This is a genomic window from Archangium primigenium (assembly GCF_016904885.1).
In the GTDB taxonomy this organism is placed as follows: Bacteria; Myxococcota; Myxococcia; order Myxococcales; family Myxococcaceae; genus Cystobacter; species Cystobacter primigenius.
Window position 1 is genome coordinate 6,621,095 of sequence record NZ_JADWYI010000001.1, and the last position, 21,545, is coordinate 6,642,639.

Sequence of the window (21,545 nt, forward strand, 5' to 3'; positions counted from 1 at the left end):
CCACACCCCTATGACCTGGTTCGCCAACCTGAAGATCTCCTCCAAGCTGCTCCTCGCCTTCCTCGGTCTGAGCGCGCTCAACGTCCTTTTGGGCCTGTTCGCCAGCCGGCAGCTGAGCTTGATGAACGACGCGAGCGACGTGGTGACCGAATACCGGATGCCCAGCATCGCCCTCGTGTCGGCGGCCAACACCGACACCTCGGACTTCCTCACCTTCGAGCAGCAGCACCTGCTGTCCACGGACGCGTTGCGCATGGCCGATTACGAGCGGAGCATGCGCCGGGAGCAGGACTCGCTCGAGCGCAACATCCAGAACTACGAGGCGCTGATCCTCTCCGAGCAGGAGCGGCGCGACCTCGCGGAGTTCCAGAAGCTCTGGCGGCTCTACCTCGAGGAGCACGAGCGGCTGATGGTGCTCTCGCGCGCCAACCAGAAGGACGAGGCGCGCACGCTCCAGCATGGCGTGGCGCAGCTGACCTTCCAGGCCGCCAGCGACAAGCTGGAGGAGCTGGTGACCACCATCCGGCAGTCCTCGCGCCAGGCCTCGGATGACCTGGACCGCGTCTACGACAGCGCGCGCGTGTGGATCGCCTCCGTCGTGGGCGTCAGCCTGCTGGCGGGCACGCTGCTCAGCCTGATCATCTCCCGGCTCATCGCCCGTCCGCTCTCCGAGGCGGTGCACGTGGCCGACCGCATCGCCGAGGGCGACCTCACGGTGCGCCTGCCGCACATGACGCAAGACGAGACGGGCCGCCTGCTGCTGGCCATGCAGCGCATGGTGGACAGGTTGGGGCAGGTCATCAGCGAGGTGCGCGAGGGCGCCGGCACGCTCGCCTCCGCCGCGGCCCAGGTGTCCTCCTCCTCGCAGAGCCTGTCCCAGGGCACCAGCGAGCAGGCCAGCAGCGTGGAGGAGACCACGGCCAGCCTCGAGCAGATGACGGCCACCATCACCCAGAACCGCGATCACAGCCGGCAGATGGAGCGCATGGCGGTGCAGGGCGCGCGGGACGCGGACGAGAGCGGCCGGGCCGTGAAGGAGACGGTGGAGGCCATGGGCTCCATCGCGGAGAAGATCTCCATCATCGAGGAGATCGCCTACCAGACCAACCTGCTGGCGCTCAACGCCGCCATCGAGGCGGCGCGCGCGGGCGTGCACGGCAAGGGCTTCGCGGTGGTGGCCACCGAGGTGCGCAAGCTGGCCGAGCGCAGCCAGACGGCGGCGCGGGAGATCTCCAGTCTGGCCTCGCACAGCGTGAAGGTGGCCTCGCGCTCGGGGCTGCTGCTCTCGGAGCTCGTGCCCTCCATCCGCAAGACGGCCGACCTGGTCCAGGAAGTGGTGGCCGCCTCCGCCGAGCAGGCCAGCGGCGTCACCCAGATGACCAAGGCGATGTTGCACGTGGACCAGGTGACCCAGCGCAACGCCTCGGCCTCCGAGGAGCTCGCCTCCACCGCCGAGGAACTGTCCGCCCAGGCCGAGGCCCTGCAGCACCTGGTGGCCTTCTTCCACGTCACGGGCGCGTCCCCGCGCGACACGCGGCGCCTGGCGTCCCGGTTCTCCGAGGGCGCGCCCCTCGCCTCGGGCCTCCGGTCCGTCGCGCGGGGCCTGGAGCCCGCCTCGCCCTCCCGGGCCGCCACGGCCCTGGGGGACGAGGATCGCGACTTCAAGCGCTTCCAGGTGTGAGCATGAGCGATCCCATCGAGGAGCCGTCCGCCGCCGCCACGCAGTACCTCAGCTTCCAGCTCGCCGCGCAGGAGTACGCGCTCGGCATCCTGCGGGTGAAGGAGATCATCGAGTACGACACCGTCACGCCCGTGCCGGGCGCGCCCCCGTGGGTGCGCGGGGTGTTCAACCTGCGCGGCAGCGTGGTGCCCGTGGTGGACTTGACGGTGAAGCTGCACCTGCCGCCCGCCACCCTCACGCGCCGCAGTTGCATCGTGGTGGTGGAGGCGCACCGCGCGGGCGAGACGATCGTCCTGGGGCTGCTCGCGGACGCGATCGGCCAGGTGCTCGACCTGGGCCCCGAGGACGTGCTGCGGCCCCCGTCCTTCGGCACGCCGGTGCACGCGGACTACCTGTTGGGCCTGGGCCGGCTGGCCACGGACGCGCGCTTCGTGCTGCTGCTGGACATCGACCGGGTGCTCAACGCCCAGGAGATCGCCCTGGCCCTGGCGGCCCCGCCTGCGTCCGGAGAGCGCGGATGAGGCCGCGGCCGCGGGAGCTCTCCGGTCCGGGCGCGCTCCTCGAGTCCCCGCCCTTGTCGGATCGAGAGTTCTCCGGGTTCCAGCGGCTGCTCTACCGCGAGGCGGGCATCTGGCTGTCGCCGGCCAAGAAGGCGCTCGTCGTGGGTCGGCTGTCGCGCCGGCTGCGCGAGCTGAAGAGCCCCTCGTTCGGCGCCTACCTGCGGCAGGTGGAGGCGGATGGCGCCGAGCGGGTGCGGCTGCTCGACGCGCTGTGCACGCACGAGACCCACTTCTTCCGCGAGCCCCGGCACTTCGACTTCCTGGCGCGCGAGCTGCTGCCGCGCTGGCGCGCCCAGGGCGACACGGGTCGGGGGGAAGCGCGGCGGGTGCGGGTCTGGAGCGCGGGGTGCTCCACGGGAGAGGAGCCCTTCTCGCTGGCCATGGTGCTGCGCCATCACCTGCCCGTGTCCGAGGGCTGGGAGATCGACATCCTGGCGACGGACCTCTCCACCCGCATCCTCGAGCAGGCGCGCCAGGCCCGCTTCCCCGTGGACAAGGCCCAGGAGATTCCCACGCCCTACCTGCGCGCCTACATGCTGCGGGGAGTGGGCGCCCAGGAGGCGTGGATGAAGGCGGGCGCCGAGTTGCGCGAACTGGTGCGCTTCCAACGGGTGAACCTGAACGACGGCCTCGGCGTGGTGGGGCGGTTCGACCTCGTCTTCTGCCGCAACGTCCTCATCTACTTCGATCAGGCGTCCCGGGCCCGGGCCGTGGAGCGGCTGCTCGGGCACCTGTCGCCCTCGGGGCTGCTCTTCCTCGGCCACTCCGAGAGCCTCGTGGGCCTGGGCGCGCGCCTGCGCCCGGTGATTCCCACCGTCTACGGCCCACGCCCGTAAGGCATTGAGTCGAGCCCTGTCCGTGTCCGGCAGTGGACAATTCCTGCCACGGATACCGTGCGCTCACACAAATACACTCAGGCTACACGGAGAGTGAAGCCAACGCGGTGCGGCGAAATCGCGAAAGGCTTATTTCTCTCGCCTTCATCCAATTTCAGCGAAAACAGGTCTAGCGGGAATGCTCGTTTCATGTTTTACGGCGGCCCGGAATCCGGGGACGCAAACCCAGACAGCGCGAGCGCGCGGGTGTCGTGTCCCCCTCTTTCGAGGAGCTGCTCATGACCAGCAAGATCGTGTCGCGTGGCCTGTCCCTGGTGGGTGTCCTGGCGGGCCTGAGTGGATGCGCGGTGGAGGAGACGAAGGCGCCCGAGCAGGTGGCCAAGCTCGAGAGCGCGGCCATCGTGTCGAGCGTGTCGGCGGGGACCTATGTCATCCGCTCCGCGCAGAACAACAAGTGTCTGGACATCGCCAACTCCGGCACCGCGGACGGCACCAAGCTGCAGCTCTGGGATTGCAACGGCACCAATGCCCAGAAGTTCGCCGTCTCCGCCACCTCGGATGGCTACTTCAAGATCCTCAACGTCAACAGCAACAAGGCGATCGACGTCAAGGACGTGAGCACCGCGCAGAACGCCGAGATCCACCAGTGGTCGTACGTGGGCGGCAACAACCAGCAGTGGAAGATCGTGGGCCGCGGCAACAACCAGTTCAGCCTGCACGCGCGCCACACGGACATGGTCATGGACCTGCTGTGGGGCTCGGCCAACAACGGCACGGGCTTCGTGCAGTACCTGTACACGGGCACCGCCAACCAGCTCTTCACCTTCGACAGCACGTCGGGTGGCACCACGCCGCCGCCCTCCGGTGGCAAGGGCATCTCGGCCTACCTGAGCGAGTCGCAGTTCAACCAGATGTTCCCCGGCCGCAACGGCTTCTACTCCTACTCGGCGCTGGTGGCCGCGGCCAACACCTTCCCGGACTTCGCCACCCAGGGCAGCGTGGACAACCAGAAGCGTGAGGTCGCCGCGTTCCTGGCCAACGTCGCGCACGAGACGGGCAACCTCGTCTACATCGAGGAGATCGCCAAGTCGACCATGTGCGACACCAGCTGGGGCCCCCCGGGCTGCGGCTGCGCCGCGGGCAAGCAGTACTACGGCCGTGGCCCCATCCAGCTGTCGTGGAACGGCAACTACTGCGCCGCGGGCAACGCCCTGGGCGTGGACCTGAAGAACGATCCGGACCGCGTGGCGCGTGACGCGACCATCGCCTGGCGCACGGGCTTCTGGTTCTGGATGACCCAGACGGGCGCGGGCTCCATGACGGCGCACAACGCCATGGCCAACGGCGTCGGCTTCGGCGAGACCATCCGCACCATCAACGGCGCGCTGGAGTGCGGGGGCCGCAACCCCGGCCAGGTCCAGAGCCGCATCGACAACTACAACCGCTTCACCCAGATCATCGGCGTGAGCGCCGGCGGCAACACCGGCTGCTAGGCCGCACGCGCAACACCTGACGTGAACGAGCCCCGGGGGGAGTGTCCTCCCGGGGCTTCGTCGTGTCCGGAGCGTTCATCGCGTTCGACCCGGTGACCGCGGAGTTCGAGGACCCATTTGGTACCGAGCCAAACGATCTCGCCGGAGCGCCCCTTCCCCCGGCGTTGACTCCCGGCGACGACTTCGTCCTGAGTCAGTCCACGGTAGAGTCACGCGCCATGGGAATCTCTCATGGCGAGTGAGCGGACGGCGATGCTGGAGCGGCGTCTGCGCCATCAACTGCCGCGCATGGTGCTGATCGCGGCGGTGGCCACGGGGGTGGCCACCGCGCTCTGGCTCCTGGGCGGAGGGGGCGTGAGGGGCCTCGAGCGCCTCCTGTACGACAGCGCGCTCTCCCGCTTCACCCAGCAGCGGCGGGTGCAATCCAACCAGCTCGTCGTGGTGTCCGTCGATCAGCCGAGCCTCGAGGGCGTGCGGGACGTTGGCCCCTACCCCTGGCCCGCCTCGCTGTGGGGACGGGTGGTGCGAGAGCTGTCACGGCAAGGCGCGCGGGCCGTGCTCTTCGACGGCGTGCTGGACCCGGACTCCGACACGCCCGAGGACACCCAGGCCTTCGCGCAGGCGCTGCGAGACACCGGCCTGCCGGTCTACCTGGGCATGCGGCTGCACCCCAGCGCCGTTCCCCTCCCCCAGGTCACGCCCACGCACGATCCCCGCGCGCCTCGCACCGCCGAGGACGGCGAGGATCCCACGTGGGTGGCCCGGCGCCTGGCGTTTCCCGTGCGCCATGAGGGCCGCGCGCTGCCCGAGCTGGAGTTCCAACCCATCCCGGGCCTGCGCGTCCCCAGCCACGTCGTCCCGCCCGCGGCCTCGCTGCTGGTGGAGGCCAAGGGCGTGGGCCTGGTGGAGCGGGAGCGGGATGGGGATGGCATCCTGCGGCGCACGCGCTTCGCGTACACGGATGGGCACAACACCTATGTCACGCTGCCGGTGGCGGTGGCCGCGGATCTGTTCGGCGCCACGGAGCTGGTGTTCTCCGGCCGGACGATGCGCTTGGGCGAGCGGACCTTCGACGTGAACCCGGATGGGAGCGCGGAGCTGGACTTCCGGGGCTCGTTGCACCAGCGCTTTCCCCTGCTGCCCGCGCTGTCCGTGCTCGAGGCCGCCGCGCTGCGGGAGGCGGGCAAACCCTCGGGGTTGGAGCCAGAGCTGCTGCGCGGCAAGGTCGTCCTCGTGAGCGCGCTGGCGCTGGGCGAGGGCGACTACCAGCTCACCCCCTTCGGGGGCGCCACGCCCGGGGTCATCCAGCAAGCCACGGTGTTGGAGAACCTCCTGGTGGGCCGCTTCGTGACCGAGACGCCCTTCTGGATGAGCCTGCTGCTCGCCCTGAGCCTGGCGCTGCTGTCGACCGTCGTCCTGATGATGGCCCGCGAGCCCACGCTGGAGGTCGCCTGGCTCCTGGGGCTCGTCCCCGTGCTCTACCTGGGCGTGGGCCTGTCGCTCGCGTGGGCCCGGGTCCATCCCCTGGTGGCGATGCCCGCCCTGGCCGGACTGCTCGCGAGCCTCGGCGCCCTGGCCTCCAACCACCTCTTCGCCCGCCGCGAGGCCAACTTCATCCGTCAGGCCTTCAACCGGTACATGGAACCCCAGCTCATCGAGCAGATGATCGAGCAGGAAGAGCTGCCCCGGCTGGACGGCGAGGAGCGGGAGATCTCCGCGTTCTTCAGCGACGTGCGGGGCTTCTCCACCTTCTCCGAGCGCTTCCGGGACGACCCGCGGGCCCTCGTCAGCGTGCTCAACCAGTACCTGACCCGGGTGAGCTCCGCGCTGGTGCGCGAGGGGGGCTGCCTGGACAAGTACATTGGAGACGCCGTGGTGTGCCTCTTCGGCGCGCCCACCGGGCACACGGACCACGCGCTCCGGGCCTGCCAGGGCGCGCTGGCGGTGCAGGCCGAGGTGGCGCGGCTGCGCGTGAAGTTCCGGGCCGAGGGCCTGCCGGACGTCTACACGCGCATCGGCATCAACACCGCCAGGCTCTTCGTGGGCAACTTCGGCAGTGAGCAGCTCTTCGACTACACGGCCATGGGCGATGGGATGAACCTGGCCTCGCGGCTGGAGGGCGCCAACAAGGCCTATGGCTCGCTCATCATGATCGGTCCACGCACCTACGAGCTGGCGCGCGAGCACATCGAGGTGCGGGAGTTGGACCGCGTCCGTGTCGCCGGCAAGACGGAGGCGGTCCAGGTCTACGAGCTGCTGGCGCTCAAGGGCGAGCTGCCGGCGGACAAGCGCGAGACCGTCGAGCGCTACCACGAGGCGCTCGGCCTCTACCGGAGCGCCCGGTTCACGGAGGCGGCGGCGGTGCTGGAGGCCCAGCTCACGCGGGACTTCGACGATGGGCCCACGGCGGCGCTGCTCGAGCGCTGCCGGAAGTACGAGAAGACCCCACCCCCCGCCGATTGGGACGGGGTGACGAGCCTGGACAAGTAGGCCCCCGAGGCGCGGCTCAGGCGCCGAACCAGCCCTGCCGCCGCGCCTCCTCGAGGCGCCCTTCCAGGTAGCTCCACAACGAGGGACAGCCCTGTTTGATGGGCGCCTCGATGCGGCGCACCACCCGCTCGTGGCTGATGCCGTTCTCACGCCAGCTCTGGCCCTGGTTGGCCAGGTTGAGCAGCACCGGCATGGCCCGGTCCACGGCCTGGGCGAAGCGCGCCTCTGGCGTCTCGCCCCGCTCGAACTCCTGCCACAGCGCCAGGAAGGCCGCGCCCTGCGGCTCCGGCAGCAGGCCGAAGATCCGCTTCACCGCCGCCAGCTCCGCCGCCTTGCGCTCCTCCCAGCCCCCCTCGACGAACACCATCGTGTCGCCGGTGTCGATCTCCCCGATGTCGTGCACGAGCAGCATGCGCACCACACGATCCGCCTCCACGGGCGCCGCGGCGTGGTGGGCCAGGGACGCGGCCAGCAGCGCGATCTGCCAGCTGTGCTCGGCGGAGTTCTCGTAACGCTCCAGGCCCAGCGGACGCACCTTGCGCGTCACGCCCTTGAGCTTGTCCAACTCCAGGATGAAACCCACGATCTGATCCACCGTCATGCCTCCAGGGGAAGACCTCTCCACCAGGCCCGGCACCCTACCCTCCCCGGCGCGCGCTCGCCCATCCCGAAGTCACCGCTTCATCTCCAACCATTACCGCGAGACTCAAACAACGCACACTCACGGTAAACACTGACAACGTCCGAGGTCATGGATTGACATCAACACACTTATCAAGGATTTCTTGATGAATCGTGTCAAACAGTAAAACGAGTGGTAACCGCAAAACGAGCGAAACCTTAAAAACCGCTTGCGAAGGACAGACAGCTTTTCCTATATTCAACGCCCGAAAGAGAAACACTGACGCGCTTCGACAGCCCATTCCGCGACCCCTCGCGGCAGGCGAGTCGTTGCGCGCGTCCGTCCACGCGCGAGTCATTGGGTCACGGGTCCGAGGGTCTTCAAGACCCAGGGGCTCCTCTGTCCCGTGCGCTCTCCACCCAGGGCCATGAAATGAATACGGAAATTCTGGCGAAAGCCTATTCGTCTGACGTGCTCAAGCCCGCCGAGGCCAGGCCAGCGGACGTCTGCGTGAGCGGACCCGAGGTGAAGCAACGGCTCGTCCAGAGCTTCAACGAGACGACGCACGCGTTTCCCAAGGACAAGAGTCTTCCCGCCCTGCTCTGGGAACAGGTGGGCCTGCGGCCCCAGGCCACGGCCGTGGTCTACGGGGAGGAGCGTCTGAGCTACGAGGCGCTCGCGGAGCGCGCCGCGGAGCTCTCGGCGTACCTGCGGTGGCTCGGGGTGGCCCCGGACGAGTGCGTGGGCTTGTTCGTCGAGCCGTCATTGGATCTGATGGTGGGCGCCTGGGGCATCCTGCTCTCCGGAGCCGCCTACCTGCCGCTGTCCCCGGAGTATCCCGAGGAGCGCCTGCGCTACATGATCGAGGACAGCCGGTCCCGGATCCTCTTCTGCCAGGACACGCTCAAGGCGAAGCTGGCGGAGCTGGCGCCCCGCGACACCCGCATCGTCACCCTGGAGGAGGCCGCCGCCTTCGCTCGCGCCCAGCCACGGGCCCCCTCCCTCGAGACCGACATCCATCCGCGTCCGGGCAACCTCGCCTACATCATCTACACGTCGGGCAGCACGGGCAAACCCAAGGGCGTGATGATCGAGCACCGGAGCATCGTCAACCAGATGCACTGGTTGAAGACCGTCCACGGGCTCAACGAGAGCACGGTCGTGCTGCAGAAGACGCCCATGAGCTTCGACGCGGCCCAGTGGGAGATCCTCGCGCTCGCCTGTGGGGCCCGCGTCGTCATGGGCGGCCCGGGCGTGTACCGGGACCCCGAGCGGCTCATCCAGACCATCGCCCGGCACGGCGTCACCACCCTGCAGTGCGTTCCGACCCTGCTCCAGGCGCTCGTGGACACCGAGACCTTCCCGGAGTGCCGGTCGCTCACCCAGATCTTCAGCGGCGGAGAGGCCCTCACCCGCAACCTCGCCGTGCAATGCCTCCAGACCATGCCGGGCTGCGCGCTGGTGAACCTGTACGGGCCCACCGAGTGCACCATCAACTCCTCCGCGTTCACCGTGGAGCGGAGCACCGTCAAGACCGGGCCGGGCACCATCTCCATCGGCGCGCCCGTGCACAACACCCAGTATTACATCCTGGATGCCGAGCGGATGCCGGTGGCGCTCGGGGAGATCGGCGAGCTGTACGTCGGGGGTGTCCAGCTCGCGCGGGGCTACCTGCACCGGCCGGAGCTCACCGCCGAGCGGTTCATCGACAACCCGTTCTTCACCGAGTTCCGCTCCGCCCGGCTGTACCGGACCGGCGACCTGGCCTTCTGGAACGCCGACGGCACGGTCCAGTTCGCCGGCCGCACGGACAAGCAGGTGAAGCTGCGCGGCTTCCGGGTGGAGCTGGATGAGATTCGCGTGGCGATCGAGAACCACGACTGGGTCAAGAACGCCGCGGTCACCGTCCGGAATGATCCGCGCACCGGCTTCCAGAACCTCATCGCCTTCATCGAGCTGAACCCGAAGGAGGCCGCCCTGATGGACCAGGGCAACCACGGCGCCCACCACCAGTCCAAGTCCAACAAGCTCCAGGTGAAGACGCAGCTGATGAACCTGGGCTGCCGCGAGGCGGCGGAGCTGAGCGGCAAGCCCGTGGTGGACCTCCCCGGCCAGACGCCCACCGAGGAGCAGCGGCGGCGGGTGTTCGCGCGCAAGACGTACCGCTTCTTCGAGGGCGGCGACGTCACGAAGGCGGACGTCCTGCGGCTGCTGGGCCGTCAGGTCACGGGCACCCACGCGCGGCGGCTGGAGGACCTGGACTTCGCCACCTTCGGGGAGATCCTGCGCTACTTCGGGCAGTACCTCAGTGGCGAGCGGCTGCTGCCGAAGTACGGCTATGCGTCTCCGGGCGCGCTGTCCGCCACCCAGATGTACTTCGAGCTCCACCAGGTGGGCACGCTCACGTCCGGGTACTACTACTACCACCCCGTGCACCACCAACTGGTCCTCATCCGGGAGACGGAGGGCTCGTCCACGCCGCGCATCACGCTGCACTTCGTGGGCAAGAAGCGGGCGATCCAGCCGGTCTACAAGAACAACATCCAGGAGGTGCTCGAGATCGAGACCGGCCACATGGTGGGCCTCTTCGAGGAGATCCTCCCCGCGTATGGCTTGAACATCCAGCCGCTCGCGTTCGCGCCCGCCACCCAGGCGTCGCTGGAGTGCGCGGAGGAGGACTACTACCTGGGCACGTTCGAGATCGGCCCCTACACGGCCCCCCGGCCGGACGACACGCTCGAGCTGCTCGTGCAGGCCCATCCCGGCCGGATCGCGGACCTGCCGGCGGGTCAGTACCTGTACAAGAACGGAACCCTGGAGCGCATCTCGGACGAGCTCGTCCTGAAGAAGCACGTCATCGCGCTCAACCAGCAGGTCTACGAGCGGGCCAGCCTGGGCATCTCCGTGGTCAGCAAGCCGCGCGAGGACTGGATGGGCTACATCGAGCTGGGCCGCAAGCTGCAGCACCTGCAGATGAACGACGCCCAGATGGGCTTCATGTCCTCGGGCTACAGCTCCAAGACGGGCAACGCGCTGCCGTCGGCCCGGCGCCTGGAGGGCATCCTCAAGGCCCGGGGCCTGGAGAGCGGTCCCTCCTACTTCTTCGTCGGCGGCCGGGTGAGCGAGGAGCAGCGGCTCAGCGAGGGCATGAAGGAGGACCTGGTCCACATGAAGGGCCCCGCGGAGATGATCAAGGACGACCTGATCCACTTCCTGCCGGACTACATGCTGCCCAACCGGGTCATCGTGCTGAACCAGATGCCGCTCACCGCCAACGGGAAGATCGACTTCAAGGCGCTGGAGGTGGCGGACGTCGGCTTCATCGACCGGCCCTTCGTGGCGCCCCGCACGCGGACCGAGGAGCGGCTCGGCGCGCTGTGGATGAAGGAGATGAAGCGCGACGCCGTCTCGGTACAGGACGACTTCTTCGAGCTCGGGGGCAACTCGCTCATCGCCGTCGGGCTGGTGAACAAGATCAACCGGGAGTTCCAGCTCACGCTGCCCTTGCAGGTCCTGTTCGAGTCGCCCACCATCGAGAAGCTCGCGCTCAAGGTGGACGGGCAGAACACCGAGCCCACCTCGCGCCTGGTCAAGCTGCGGGCCCAGGGCGCCGGACGGCCCATCTACTGCTGGCCGGGCCTGGGCGGCTTCACCATGAACCTGCGGGTGCTCGCCAGCAAGCTGGGCGGAGACCAGTCCTTCTTCGGCGTCCAGGCGCACGGCATCAACCCCGGGGAGACGCCCTACGCCACCATCCAGGAGATGGCCGCCGAGGACATCAAGGCCATCAAGCGCCAGCAGCCCACGGGGCCCTACACGCTCTGGGGCTACTCCTTCGGGGCCCGGGTGGCCTTCGAGACCGCGTACCAGCTCGAGCAGGCCGGCGAGCAGGTGGAGCACCTGTTCTTGATCGCCCCGGGCTCGCCCAAGGCCCGCGCGGCGGACACGTCGGATCTCGCCCGGGAGCCGCGCTACGACAACAAGACCTTCGTGACCATCCTCTTCTCGGTCTTCGCGGGCAGCATCACCGACCCCGCGCTGGAGGAGTGCCTGCGGGTCGCCACGGATGACGACACCTTCGCGGCCTTCATCCACGCGCGCTCCCCGAACCTCGACCTGGAGCTGGTCAAGCGCATCACCCGGATCGTGCGCCAGACGTACGAGTTCAAGTACGCCTTCCGCGAGCTGGCGGAGCGGCGGCTCAACGCCCCCATCACCCTCTTCAAGGCCTCGGGGGACGACTACTCGTTCATCGAGAACAGCAGCGGGTACTCGGCGCGCGAGCCCACCGTGATCGACCTCGCGGCCGACCACTACACCCTGCTCAAGGAATCGGACATCGGCGAGCTGCTGCGCGCCATCCGCTTCACCCTGCGCCCCCACGCCGCGGCGGCCTGAGCGGCGTCCATGTACTCCCCGTCCCGACAAGCCGGTAAGACTTGTTTTACCGTAAATCCGGCTTGAAGGGACCTGGGTGCCAATGCTAATCCACGACATCCCCTGGCGCCCATGAGGAGACGCGCGTGCCCCACGTCAATATCAAGCATTTTCCCGCGGAGCTCAGTGAGGAGCAGCGGGCCCGGCTGTCCGAGGCGATCACCCAGGCGGTGACGAGCGCTTTGGGTTGCAGGGACGGGGCGGTCTCCATCGCCCTGGAGCCGGTCGAGAAGGATGTCTGGAATGAGCAGGTTTACGTTCCGGAAATCGTGAACCGCAAGCACCTGCTGTGCAAGATCCCCAATTACTGACTTTTTGCAGTGAAACGAGAAATGACGATGCGTCGCAATGCACATGGGAACGTTCCGCTGGTGTTCAGCGATGAGGTCGCGGACGCCCTCGCGACGGGCAAGCCGGTGGTCGCGTTGGAGTCGAACGTCATCACCCACGGCCTGCCCTACCCGGACAACGCGGCCACCGCCCGGAAGGTCGAGCAGGCGGTCCGGTCCGGGGGCGCGGTTCCCGCGACGATCGGCATCGAGGGCGGCCGCATCCTGATCGGCATGACGGAGGCGGACATCGAGCGGTTCGCCTCGACGCCGGGCATCCCCAAGGTCAGCAGCCGGGACATGCCCGTCATCCTCGCCCAGGGTGGCATGGGCGCGACGACCGTGGCCTCGTCCCTGGTGGCCGCCGAGCTGGCCCACATCCCCTTCTTCTCCTCGGCGGGAATCGGCGGCGTGCACCGGGGCGCGGAGCGGTCCATGGACATCTCCTCGGACCTCATCCAGTTCACCCGCTCGAAGGTGGCGGTCGTCTGCGCGGGCGCCAAGAGCATCCTCGACCTGAACCTGACCCTGGAGTTCCTGGAGACGCACTGCGTGCCGGTCATCTCCTACCGGTTCGACGACTTCCCCGCCTTCTACTGCCTGTCCAGCGGACTGCGCAGCCCCCACCGGATGGACGACGAGGCGCTGATCGCCCGGGCCATCGAGAACCACTGGGCGCTGGGCAATGACAACGGCATCCTCATCACCCGCCCCATCAACGCGGAGGACGCGATCGACAGCCGCGAGGTCGACGCCGTGATCTCCAAGGCGATGGTCACCGCGGAGAAGGAAGGCGTCCGGGGCAACGCGCTCACCAAGTACCTCATGCGCGCCGTGGACAAGGTCACCGAGGGGCGCTCGGCCAAGGCGAACATGTCGGTGCTCATCAGCACGGCGGAGCTGGCGGGCCGTATCGCCGTGGCCCACGCCCAGCTCCAGCCGAGGCCGTCATGACCCCCCGCGCCGCGCTGTTCGATCTGGATGGGACGCTCGTGGACACGCCTCGCGCGATCGTCGAGACGTTCACGGCGGCCTTCGCCTCCATGGGGGTCCATGACCGGGACCCCGCGGCCATTCGCGCCACCATCGGGCTGCCGCTCGAGCAGGCCTTCAGCCGTCTGTTGGAGGTGCCCCTGACCGACCCCCAGGTTGCCCAGGGCGTCAAGCAGTACCAGGCCTTCTTCAAGGAGCTCATCCTGCCCAAGGCCTCCACCCTGCTCTTCCCCGGGGTGGTGGAGGGTCTGGAGGCGCTGCGCGGACAGGGCATCGCCTTGGCGGTGGCGACGAGCAAGTACTACGCGAGCGCGGACGCCCTGCTCAAGGCGGCGGGGATCCGGGAGCACTTCGACCTGGTCGTGGGCGCGGATCAGGTCTCCCAGCCCAAGCCCCACCCCGAGATGGGCGAGTTCATCATGCGGACGTTGAAGGTCTCGGCCGAGCACGCGGTGATGGTGGGCGACACGACGCATGACTTGAAGATGGCCCGGGCCGCGGGCATGCGCTCGGTGGCCGTCAGCTACGGCGTGCACAGCGTGCAGGAGCTGAAGTCCTCCGAGCCCACCTGGCTCGCCAATACATTCGACGATGTGCTTCAGTGCATCCAGACAGGGCTGTCGCGGAACTGACGGGTGCAGGCAATCATGATGGGGCGTTCCAAGGATTGGCTTCTGGCCGTAGCGGGGGGTGCGCTTCTCGCGTTGATGATCAATTACAACAGCCTGCTGGCGAGGCACACCACACCCATGTTCGCGTCGTGGGTGGCGCACGGGCTGGGCGCGGCGGCGGCGTTCGTGCTCGTCGGGGTGTATGCCACGGTCCTGCGGCCCGCGGGCGCGGGAGCGCCCGCCGTCCGGGCGAAGGCACCGCTCTGGTTCTATCTGGGAGGCATTCCCGGAACACTCACGGTGATCCTGGCGGCCATCACGGTCAACAGCAGTCTGTCCTTGTCCGGCACCATCTCCTTCATGCTGGTGGGCCAGGTGATCTTCGGCATCGTGTCGGATCACTTCGGGCTGTTTCGCACGCCTCAGCGGAAGATCGTCGCCTCGGACTTCCTGGTGGCGCTCCTGGTGCTCACGGGCAGCGCGCTCATCATCTATGGGCGGGCGTGACGCGTGACGCTCTACATCCTGCTCGCGCTGCTCAACGGAACGGTCATTGGCACGAGCCGCGCCATCAATGGCCGGCTCAGCGTGGAGGCCGGGCCCTTCAAGGCCTCGCTGTGGAACCACGTCGTCGGCTTCCTGTTCCTGAGCCTGCTCTTGTTGGCCCTGGGTGACTGGCGGTTCCAGGCCGTTCCCGCGCCGCCCCTGGCCGCGTACCTCGGCGGCTTCTTCGGGGCGCTCTTCGTGGCCGTCAACAGCTACGTGTTTCCCCGCCTGGGCGCGATGAACGCCGCCCTGCTCGTCATCAGCGGCCAGATGATCGCCGCCGTCTTGATGGACTACCGCAACCAGGGCGTGGCCCCCTCGCCCATCCGCTGCCTGGGCGTCGCCATCGTGCTCCTGGGCATCTACTTGACCCGGGTCTCGAAGTCCGCCCCGAAGAAGGACAAGGCACCATGACTGACACCACGCTGGTCGAGGACATGCTGAACGATCAGGCCCACCACATCGAGTTCAACGGGCACCTGACCAACCACGTGAAGCACGCGGTGGTCGCGCTCGCCGGACTCGGTGCGTCCCCGGGGAAGATCAAGGCGTACTACGACAACTACGCGCGGCTGACGCCCTATGGCTATGGGCTGGAGGCCCCGAAGCGCTCCAAGCACACCATCACCGAGGACAACTGGAAGCAGTTCCTCGGTCGGCGGACGAGCTACGGCTCGTACTGCGAGTTCTTCGATCGTCGGCAGAAGGAGCTGGGCACGGACGCGCTGCTCAAGCTGTACGTGCCCGAACTGCTGGCCGGCTGGGTGGGCGCCTTCACGCACGCCACCATTCACCTGGGCTGGGCGCTGGACATCCAGAGCCGGTGGATGACCATCGAGGGGCTCGCGTACATGGTGTTCTCGGACGTGTCCTGCCATCCGGAGCGGGCCTTCCGCAGCGAGCACCTGCGCGACACGTGCGCCCAGGACTCGCTGCTGCGCATCGCGGGCGAATGGGAGAAGAACCACGCGGCGCTCCATGCGTGGGTGGAGGCCCTGGTGGCCGACACCGCGGTGGGCATCGCCGCGGGCATCCACCCCGAGCTGGCGCGCTCGGGCTTGCAGTACCGCATCGCCCGGATGTCCGCGCAGGGCCACCCGCTCATCTACGAGCTGCCGACGTGGATCGACACCCAGGACGTCACCGTGAGCTGGGAGCAGCTCTACGAGGTGACGACGCTGTTGTACCTGGCCCAGCCGGGTGACTTCGTCCTGCTGCACCTCATCACCTCCCTGCACGCGATGGAGCAGATCTCCCTGCACCTGCCCGCCGCCCAGCGCCGGGACGTCGTGCGGTGCTTCTGGGTGGGCATCCTGTGCATCCTCTTCTCGCGGGGAACCTTCCCCAGCGCGACGACGCTGGCGCGCCTGCGCGCGACGTACCGGGACGCGGTGGATGGCGACGTGCTGCCCGCGGACCAGGAGGACTGGGAGCGCATCATCGCCCGGGCGGTCGAGGAGGAGGAGGAGCACAACCCCAAGATGGTCTACGTGCTGCAGCGGGTCTGGAAGCGCACGGGCCGCCGCTCGCTCTACCGCATCGCGGCCTCGCACTTCACGACGACGCCCGAGTTGCCCAAGACCTTCGAGGAAGCGCCCCACGAGTAGCCGCGTGCCCCGGGAACATCACGACCATGATCCAGATACCGTCCGCCCCATCGATTGAGCAGTACCTCGGCAAGAACGTGCACCTGCTGCCGCAGACGCACCAGTTGCGCGCCCTGCACACCGTCATCCGCGACCGGAACGCGCGCCGCGAGGACTTCGTCTTCTATTCCGAGCGCATCATCCGGATGCTGGTCGAGGCGAGCCTGAACCTGTTGCCCTTCGAGAAGCACGACGTGCAGACGCCCGTGGGGCGCACGTACGAGGGCCTGCGCTTCGCCTCGAAGCTCTGTGGCGTCTCCGTGGTGCGGGCCGGCGAGAGCATGGAGGCGGGCCTGCGCGAGGTGTGCCGCTCCATCCGCATCGGGAAGATCCTCATCCAGCGCGACAAGGTCACCAAGCTGCCCAAGCTGTACTACGCGTCGCTGCCCGCGGACATCGCCGAGCGGCAGGTCCTGCTCATGGACCCCATGCTGGCCACGGGCGGCTCCGCGCTCGCCGCCATCCAGGTGCTGCTGGACAAGGGCGTGCCGGAGGAGAACATCATCTTCATCAACCTGCTCACGGTGCCCGAGGGCATCACCGCCGTGTGCCAGCGCCATCCCAAGCTGCGGCTCGTGACGTCCTCCATCGAGGAGCGCCTCAACGAGAACGCCTACATGCTGCCGGGCATCGGCGACTTCGGCGATCGCTTCTTCGGAACGGATGTGTGAGGCTCGACGGGCCATGATCGCTCCCGGCCCGACGCTCGAGACCCCCCGGCTGTTGCTGCGACCCACCGCCCTGGAGGACCTCGAGGGCTTCGTCACCCTGGCGGGCGATCCCGAGTCCGCGCGCTTCATTGGAGGCGTGCAGCCGCGCTCCATGGCCTGGCGGGCGATGTGCGCCATGGCGGGCGCGTGGACCCTGCGGGGCTTCGCGATGTTCTCCGTGGTGGAGAAGTCCAGTGGCCGGTGGCTCGGCCGGGTGGGCCCGTGGCAGCCCGAGGGCTGGCCGGGCACCGAGGTGGGCTGGGGCCTGCTGCGCGAGGGCTGGGGCCAGGGCTACGCCACCGAGGCGGCGGCGGCGACCATGACCTGGGCCTTCGACCACCTCGGCTGGAAGGAGATCATCCACTGCATCGCGCCGGAGAACACCCCGTCCCAGCGGGTGGCCCAGCGGCTGGGCTCGCGCCTGCTGGGGCCGGTGACGCTGCCCCCGCCCTACGACACCACGCCCATCGAGGCCTGGGGCCAGGACCGCGACACCTGGAGGTCACGGCGCGGGAAGTGACCGGGCGGGGAGCTCCACGGGAGCGGAGACGACCTCCGGCTGGAGCGCATCCACCACCCGCCATCGCGCCCGGGGGGACATGGCCTCGGGCGCGAGGGGGATGCACCCCTCCCCGTGTTCCAGGGGCCCCACGGTCCGCCAGTCCCCGTCTTCGTCACCCGGCGCCTGCCGCTGCAGCAACAGGTGTGGCCCTCCTCCCTCGAGCCGCAGGCAGGACGAGGCCACGCCCGACCGCGCGTCGCCCTCCAGGACGAGCCGGGGCCGGGCGATGGGGTTGGTGATCCAGACGGGCGCCAGGATGACCTCGGCCTCCGGACGCTCGCGCTCCAGGCGCACCACGTAGATGGACTCGTAGGGCGTCAGGCTCAACTCCTCGCGCAGGTCCACCCGCGTCGCGTCCTGGTACTCGATGACCCGCAGGGGCCGCTCGGGCTGGGAGGGAGACCACACCTCCAGCCGCGTCCAGACCTCGTGGCCGACGCGGCCCCCCCGGGTGGCGCCCCAGATGGTGAAGTCGAGCCGCGCCTCGCCCGGGGCCAGGGTGAGCTCGGAGCCCATGGTGCGCTGGTTGACCACGAAGAAGCCCGAGGCCCCGGCCACGGACGTGCTGAAGGCCCACCGCAGCCGCATGGCCCAGAGCAGGCCCTCGTAGGAGAGCGTCTCGTCCGCGGGCAGCAGCAAGCCCGTGCGCTGTCCGGACTCCGCGTCCTTCCACTTCTCCGGTGGCACGCCGGGCTCCTCCGCGAACGTCCGTCCCCGCGAGTCCGCGCCCCGCCAGGGCTCGAAGTTCGCGTGCGAGTCCGTGTTCGACACGGGCGCGACGCGGAAGCCCCGCCGCAGCAACTCGAAGTACGACGGCAGGCCCTTGTACTCGGCCAATTCCACGGCCTCGCGCACCCGCTGGCGCCGCTCGGGCTGATCTTCCGGCGGCAGGCGGAACCACGGATCCTCCGGGTCCGGATGGTTGAGCTGCACGTGGGTGCTGAGCACGGGGTCGTCCGCGTAGCGCGCGAGGATGGCGTCGTGCCACGTCTCCAGCCGCTCCGAGTTCATCAGGATGAGCCGGTTGAAGACGTTGAAGTGCACCGAGTGCCGGGGGCCGGTGTAGCTCTCCACGCCCTTGAGCGCCAGCAGGTCCGGCGGTTGGATCGAGCGGGTGCCCGAGAGGGATTGCACCGTGGGCGCGAGCTCGTCGTAGAGCTTCCAGGACGTGCTGTGATTGGTGATGGCGATGAAGTCATAGCCAAAGGACCAGGCCGAGCGGTTCACCTCGTCCCGCCGGATGGTGGGCGTGGACGTGCCGCCGTCCGCGTGGCCCCGGGAGTGCGCGTGGAGATCTCCCAGATAGGTCCGCCAGCCGCCCAGGAACTCCGTGGCGATCACCTGGCGGTGGTTGTCGATGCGCCCCGCGGGCCGGGGATGGCGGCTGCTCGCGGAGACATTGGTGACGTCGGGATCCCAGGGCCAGCCCTCGGTCGGCCGGGGCTCTTGCGCGAGCCCGGAGCCAGGAATGGACAGCAAGGCCAACAGCGGCCCCAGACACGAACGAGGACAACGGACCATCGGGTCTCCCATGTATGGCGAACAAATCCGATGTGAGAAGTGGCCACACACGCGCCCCGTCACCACGGCCCGGGGGACGCACCCGAGTGGTGTGCGTTCAACAGCCCCGCGGCAACGAAAACGGTTTATTCAATTTTTCTGAGAATTCCCCGAAAGTTTCTGTTAGAAGCATCCGCGGCCGTCATCAGACAGACAGCGGACCGAGCGAGGCCTGTGCCCTGCCCCCGTGTCGTCGACCGCCTGGACGGGCTCCCCTCCGAGAGGACATGCAATGAAGAGAAGGTCTACTGCTCCGATTTCCGTATGGGCGTCCATGGCGGGTCTGTTCGCGCTCGCGCCCCAAGGGGCCCTGGCGGCGGGCATTGGCGAGGCCAACACGACGATCTTCGGTCCTCGCGTCTATGTCTTCGATCCCACCATGCCGGCCGGGGACATCACCAACGTCGCCAACACGGTCTTCCAGAAGCTGGAGTCGGCCGAGTTCAGCAGCGAGCGCTATGCGCTGCTCTTCAAGCCGGGCAACTACAACGTCAACTTCAACGTGGGCTTCTACACCCACGTGGCCGGCCTCGGGCAGAACCCGGATGACGTGCACTTCAACGGCGGCGTGAACGTCAACGCCGACTGGGACAACGGCAACGCGACCCGCAACTTCTGGCGCGCGCTGGAGAACTACTCGGTCACCCCGTCCAATGGGCAGACGCAGATCGCCGTCTCCCAGGCGGCGCCGCTGCGGCGTCTGCACATCAAGGGGCAGCTGCACCTGTTCGACTTCGACTCGAACTGGAACGCGGGCTGGGCCAGCGGCGGCTTCCTCGCCGACTCCATCGTGGACAGCCAGGTCGTCCCCGCCTCGCAGCAGCAGTGGCTGTCGCGCAACAGCCAGTGGGCGAGCTGGAACAACGGCGTGTGGAACATGGTGTTCGTGGGCTGCAACAACGCGCCCTCGGGCCAGTTCCCCGAGCCGCCCTACACGGTCATCACCAAGACGCCCATCATCCGCGAGAAGCCCTACCTCTACGTGCGCAACTCGGGCCAGTACGACGTCTTCGTGCCGGCGCTGCAGACCAACACCCAGGGCGTGAGCTGGGCCAATGGCACCACGCCGGGCCAGTCCGTCTCCATCGATCAGTTCCACATCGCGCGGCCGGAGACGGCCACCGCCGCCAGCCTCAACACCGCGCTGAGCCAGGGCAAGCACCTGCTGTTCACGCCGGGCATCTACCGGCTGGACGACACGCTGCGCGTCAACAACGCCAACACCATCGTGCTCGGCATTGGCGTGGCCACGATCATCCCCACCACCGGCAAGGTGGCCATGGCGGTGGCGGACGTGGACGGCGTGAAGCTCGCGGGCCTCACCTTCGACGCGGGTCCCGTCAACTCCCCCACCATCCTCGAGGTCGGTCCCACGGGCAGCTCGCGGGATCACACGGCCAACCCCACCTCGCTGCACGACATCACCGTGCGCACGGGCGGCGCCACCAACGGCCGCTACGACGTGGGCATCAAGATCAACAGCAACCAGGTCATCGGCGATCACTTCTGGCTGTGGCGCGCGGACCACGGCACGGGCGCGGGCTGGACGTCCAACGTGTCCAAGAACGGCCTGGTGGTCAACGGCCAGCAGGTCACCCTCTACGGCCTCTTCAACGAGCACCACAACGAGTACCAGACGCTGTGGAACGGCAACGGCGGGCGGGTGTACTTCTACCAGTCCGAGATTCCGTATGACGTGCCCAACCAGCCGGTGTGGATGAGCAAGAACGGCACGGTGAATGGCTATGCGTCGTACAAGGTCGCCGACTCGGTGACGACGCACGAGGCCTGGGGTCTGGGCGTGTACTCGTTCTTCCGGGACGCGGCCGTGAAGCTCGAGAGCGCCATCGAGGTGCCCAACGTCTCGGGCATCAAGCTGCACAGCGCCACCACCATCTGGCTCACCGGCACGCCGGGCAGCGAGATCACCCACGTCATCAACGGCACGGGCGGCCGGGTGTACGCGAACACGCCCGCCACGGCCATGCGGCAGACGGTGGCCGAGTTCGTGGGCACCGGAACGGGCACGGGCAACGGCGGCACGGGCGCGGCGCTCGTGCGCACGGGGTGGACGGCCACCTCCAGCCCGACGAGCGGGGATGTGCCGGCCAACCTCCTGGACGGCAGCATGTCCACGCGGTGGAGCACGGGCACGGCCATGGTGCCCAACCAGTCCCTCACGCTCGACATGAAGGCGACGACGACCTTCAACAAGATCGTGATGGACGGCACGGGCAGCAACGACGACTACCCGCGCGGCTACGCCGTGTACGTGTCGGCCGATGGCACCAACTGGGGCAGCGCCATCGCCACCGGGACGGGCTCCGGGCCCGTGGTGACGGTGAGCTTCACGGCCCGCTCGGCGCGCTACATCCGGGTGGTGCAGACGGGCACCGCCTCCAGTTGGTGGTCCATGCGCGAGTTCAACGTCTATTACTGACCGGGTAGCATCCCAGTCCTCATCTGGCC

Annotated in this window: 17 protein-coding genes; 15 read left to right on the top strand and 2 right to left on the bottom strand. The window is 68.4% G+C overall.

The features are described 5' to 3' along the window. Positions 1 to 10: 10 nt before the first annotated feature. The 5 genes from I3V78_RS27060 (at position 11) to I3V78_RS27080 (ending at position 7,060) form a co-directional block, all read left to right on the top strand. Positions 11 to 1,681, top strand: coding sequence for a methyl-accepting chemotaxis protein (locus I3V78_RS27060; RefSeq protein ID WP_204491457.1), 1,671 nt, complete (start codon positions 11 to 13; stop codon positions 1,679 to 1,681). Between the two features lie 2 nt (positions 1,682 to 1,683). Then, positions 1,684 to 2,202, top strand: coding sequence for a chemotaxis protein CheW (locus tag I3V78_RS27065; RefSeq protein WP_204491459.1), 519 nt, complete (start codon positions 1,684 to 1,686; stop codon positions 2,200 to 2,202). Beyond that, on the top strand, positions 2,199 to 3,077 hold the full coding sequence (locus I3V78_RS27070) for a CheR family methyltransferase (protein WP_204491461.1): 879 nt from the start codon (positions 2,199 to 2,201) through the stop codon (positions 3,075 to 3,077). The genes I3V78_RS27065 and I3V78_RS27070 overlap by 4 nt, the downstream gene beginning before the upstream one ends. 278 nt (positions 3,078 to 3,355) lie before the next feature. Then, entirely contained in the window at positions 3,356 to 4,570 is a 1,215-nt protein-coding gene (locus I3V78_RS27075; RefSeq protein WP_204491464.1) for a glycoside hydrolase family 19 protein, read from the top strand. A 231-nt stretch (positions 4,571 to 4,801) separates the two neighbouring features. Continuing rightward, complete coding sequence (locus I3V78_RS27080; protein WP_204491466.1) at positions 4,802 to 7,060, top strand: adenylate/guanylate cyclase domain-containing protein; 2,259 nt, start codon at positions 4,802 to 4,804, stop codon at positions 7,058 to 7,060. Positions 7,061 to 7,076: 16 nt separating this feature from the next. Here I3V78_RS27080 and I3V78_RS27085 read toward each other — a convergent pair whose 3' ends face one another. Next, complete coding sequence (locus tag I3V78_RS27085; protein WP_204491468.1) at positions 7,077 to 7,661, bottom strand: HD domain-containing protein; 585 nt, start codon at positions 7,659 to 7,661, stop codon at positions 7,077 to 7,079. A 453-nt stretch (positions 7,662 to 8,114) separates the two neighbouring features. Here I3V78_RS27085 and I3V78_RS27090 point away from each other — a divergent pair, with 453 nt between their 5' ends. The 9 genes from I3V78_RS27090 (at position 8,115) to I3V78_RS27130 (ending at position 17,474) form a co-directional block, all read left to right on the top strand. Continuing rightward, positions 8,115 to 12,080 carry an amino acid adenylation domain-containing protein gene (locus I3V78_RS27090; RefSeq protein WP_204491470.1) on the top strand — a complete coding sequence of 1,322 codons (3,966 nt, stop codon included), beginning with the start codon at positions 8,115 to 8,117 and terminating at the stop codon, positions 12,078 to 12,080. 125 nt (positions 12,081 to 12,205) lie between these two features. Next, the gene (gene pptA / locus I3V78_RS27095; protein ID WP_204491472.1) at positions 12,206 to 12,430 is read left to right on the top strand and encodes a tautomerase PptA; all 225 of its coding nucleotides are present in this window, start codon (positions 12,206 to 12,208) and stop codon (positions 12,428 to 12,430) included. Positions 12,431 to 12,457: 27 nt separating this feature from the next. Continuing rightward, on the top strand, positions 12,458 to 13,402 hold the full coding sequence (locus I3V78_RS27100) for a pseudouridine-5'-phosphate glycosidase (protein WP_204491475.1): 945 nt from the start codon (positions 12,458 to 12,460) through the stop codon (positions 13,400 to 13,402). Beyond that, entirely contained in the window at positions 13,399 to 14,073 is a 675-nt protein-coding gene (locus tag I3V78_RS27105) for an HAD family hydrolase (protein WP_204491477.1), read from the top strand. The genes I3V78_RS27100 and I3V78_RS27105 overlap by 4 nt, the downstream gene beginning before the upstream one ends. 18 nt (positions 14,074 to 14,091) lie before the next feature. Next, positions 14,092 to 14,559 carry a DMT family transporter gene (locus I3V78_RS27110; RefSeq protein ID WP_275583638.1) on the top strand — a complete coding sequence of 156 codons (468 nt, stop codon included), beginning with the start codon at positions 14,092 to 14,094 and terminating at the stop codon, positions 14,557 to 14,559. 3 nt (positions 14,560 to 14,562) lie between these two features. Continuing rightward, entirely contained in the window at positions 14,563 to 15,012 is a 450-nt protein-coding gene (locus I3V78_RS27115) for a DMT family transporter (RefSeq protein ID WP_204491482.1), read from the top strand. Next, on the top strand, positions 15,009 to 16,205 hold the full coding sequence (locus tag I3V78_RS27120) for a questin oxidase family protein (protein WP_204491484.1): 1,197 nt from the start codon (positions 15,009 to 15,011) through the stop codon (positions 16,203 to 16,205). The genes I3V78_RS27115 and I3V78_RS27120 overlap by 4 nt, the downstream gene beginning before the upstream one ends. Positions 16,206 to 16,231: 26 nt before the next feature. Then, entirely contained in the window at positions 16,232 to 16,915 is a 684-nt protein-coding gene (gene upp / locus I3V78_RS27125; RefSeq protein WP_204491486.1) for a uracil phosphoribosyltransferase, read from the top strand. Between the two features lie 13 nt (positions 16,916 to 16,928). Then, on the top strand, positions 16,929 to 17,474 hold the full coding sequence (locus tag I3V78_RS27130) for a GNAT family N-acetyltransferase (RefSeq protein ID WP_204491488.1): 546 nt from the start codon (positions 16,929 to 16,931) through the stop codon (positions 17,472 to 17,474). On the opposite strand, the gene I3V78_RS27135 is transcribed toward I3V78_RS27130, so the two are convergent. Then, a complete protein-coding gene (locus I3V78_RS27135) occupies positions 17,457 to 19,001 on the bottom strand; it encodes a CehA/McbA family metallohydrolase domain-containing protein (protein ID WP_204491491.1) in 1,545 nt (514 codons plus the stop codon). The genes I3V78_RS27130 and I3V78_RS27135 overlap by 18 nt on opposite strands. A gap of 349 nt (positions 19,002 to 19,350) precedes the next feature. Here I3V78_RS27135 and I3V78_RS27140 point away from each other — a divergent pair, with 349 nt between their 5' ends. Further along, positions 19,351 to 21,516 (top strand): discoidin domain-containing protein, encoded by a 2,166-nt coding sequence (locus I3V78_RS27140; RefSeq protein WP_239576639.1) that lies wholly within the window; start codon positions 19,351 to 19,353, stop codon positions 21,514 to 21,516. Positions 21,517 to 21,545 lie beyond the last annotated feature (29 nt).

Coding starts and splice junctions, on each gene's coding strand:
- I3V78_RS27130 (WP_204491488.1), top strand. CDS start 16,929: ATGATCGCTCCCGGCCCGACGCTCGAGACCCCCCGGCTGTTGCTGCGA.
- I3V78_RS27080 (WP_204491466.1), top strand. CDS start 4,802: ATGGCGAGTGAGCGGACGGCGATGCTGGAGCGGCGTCTGCGCCATCAA.
- I3V78_RS27100 (WP_204491475.1), top strand. CDS start 12,458: ATGCGTCGCAATGCACATGGGAACGTTCCGCTGGTGTTCAGCGATGAG.
- I3V78_RS27060 (WP_204491457.1), top strand. CDS start 11: ATGACCTGGTTCGCCAACCTGAAGATCTCCTCCAAGCTGCTCCTCGCC.
- I3V78_RS27070 (WP_204491461.1), top strand. CDS start 2,199: ATGAGGCCGCGGCCGCGGGAGCTCTCCGGTCCGGGCGCGCTCCTCGAG.
- I3V78_RS27065 (WP_204491459.1), top strand. CDS start 1,684: ATGAGCGATCCCATCGAGGAGCCGTCCGCCGCCGCCACGCAGTACCTC.
- I3V78_RS27120 (WP_204491484.1), top strand. CDS start 15,009: ATGACTGACACCACGCTGGTCGAGGACATGCTGAACGATCAGGCCCAC.
- I3V78_RS27085 (WP_204491468.1), bottom strand. CDS start 7,661: ATGACGGTGGATCAGATCGTGGGTTTCATCCTGGAGTTGGACAAGCTC.
- upp (WP_204491486.1), top strand. CDS start 16,232: ATGATCCAGATACCGTCCGCCCCATCGATTGAGCAGTACCTCGGCAAG.
- I3V78_RS27140 (WP_239576639.1), top strand. CDS start 19,351: ATGGCGGGTCTGTTCGCGCTCGCGCCCCAAGGGGCCCTGGCGGCGGGC.
- I3V78_RS27090 (WP_204491470.1), top strand. CDS start 8,115: ATGAATACGGAAATTCTGGCGAAAGCCTATTCGTCTGACGTGCTCAAG.
- I3V78_RS27075 (WP_204491464.1), top strand. CDS start 3,356: ATGACCAGCAAGATCGTGTCGCGTGGCCTGTCCCTGGTGGGTGTCCTG.
- I3V78_RS27105 (WP_204491477.1), top strand. CDS start 13,399: ATGACCCCCCGCGCCGCGCTGTTCGATCTGGATGGGACGCTCGTGGAC.
- I3V78_RS27110 (WP_275583638.1), top strand. CDS start 14,092: ATGGGGCGTTCCAAGGATTGGCTTCTGGCCGTAGCGGGGGGTGCGCTT.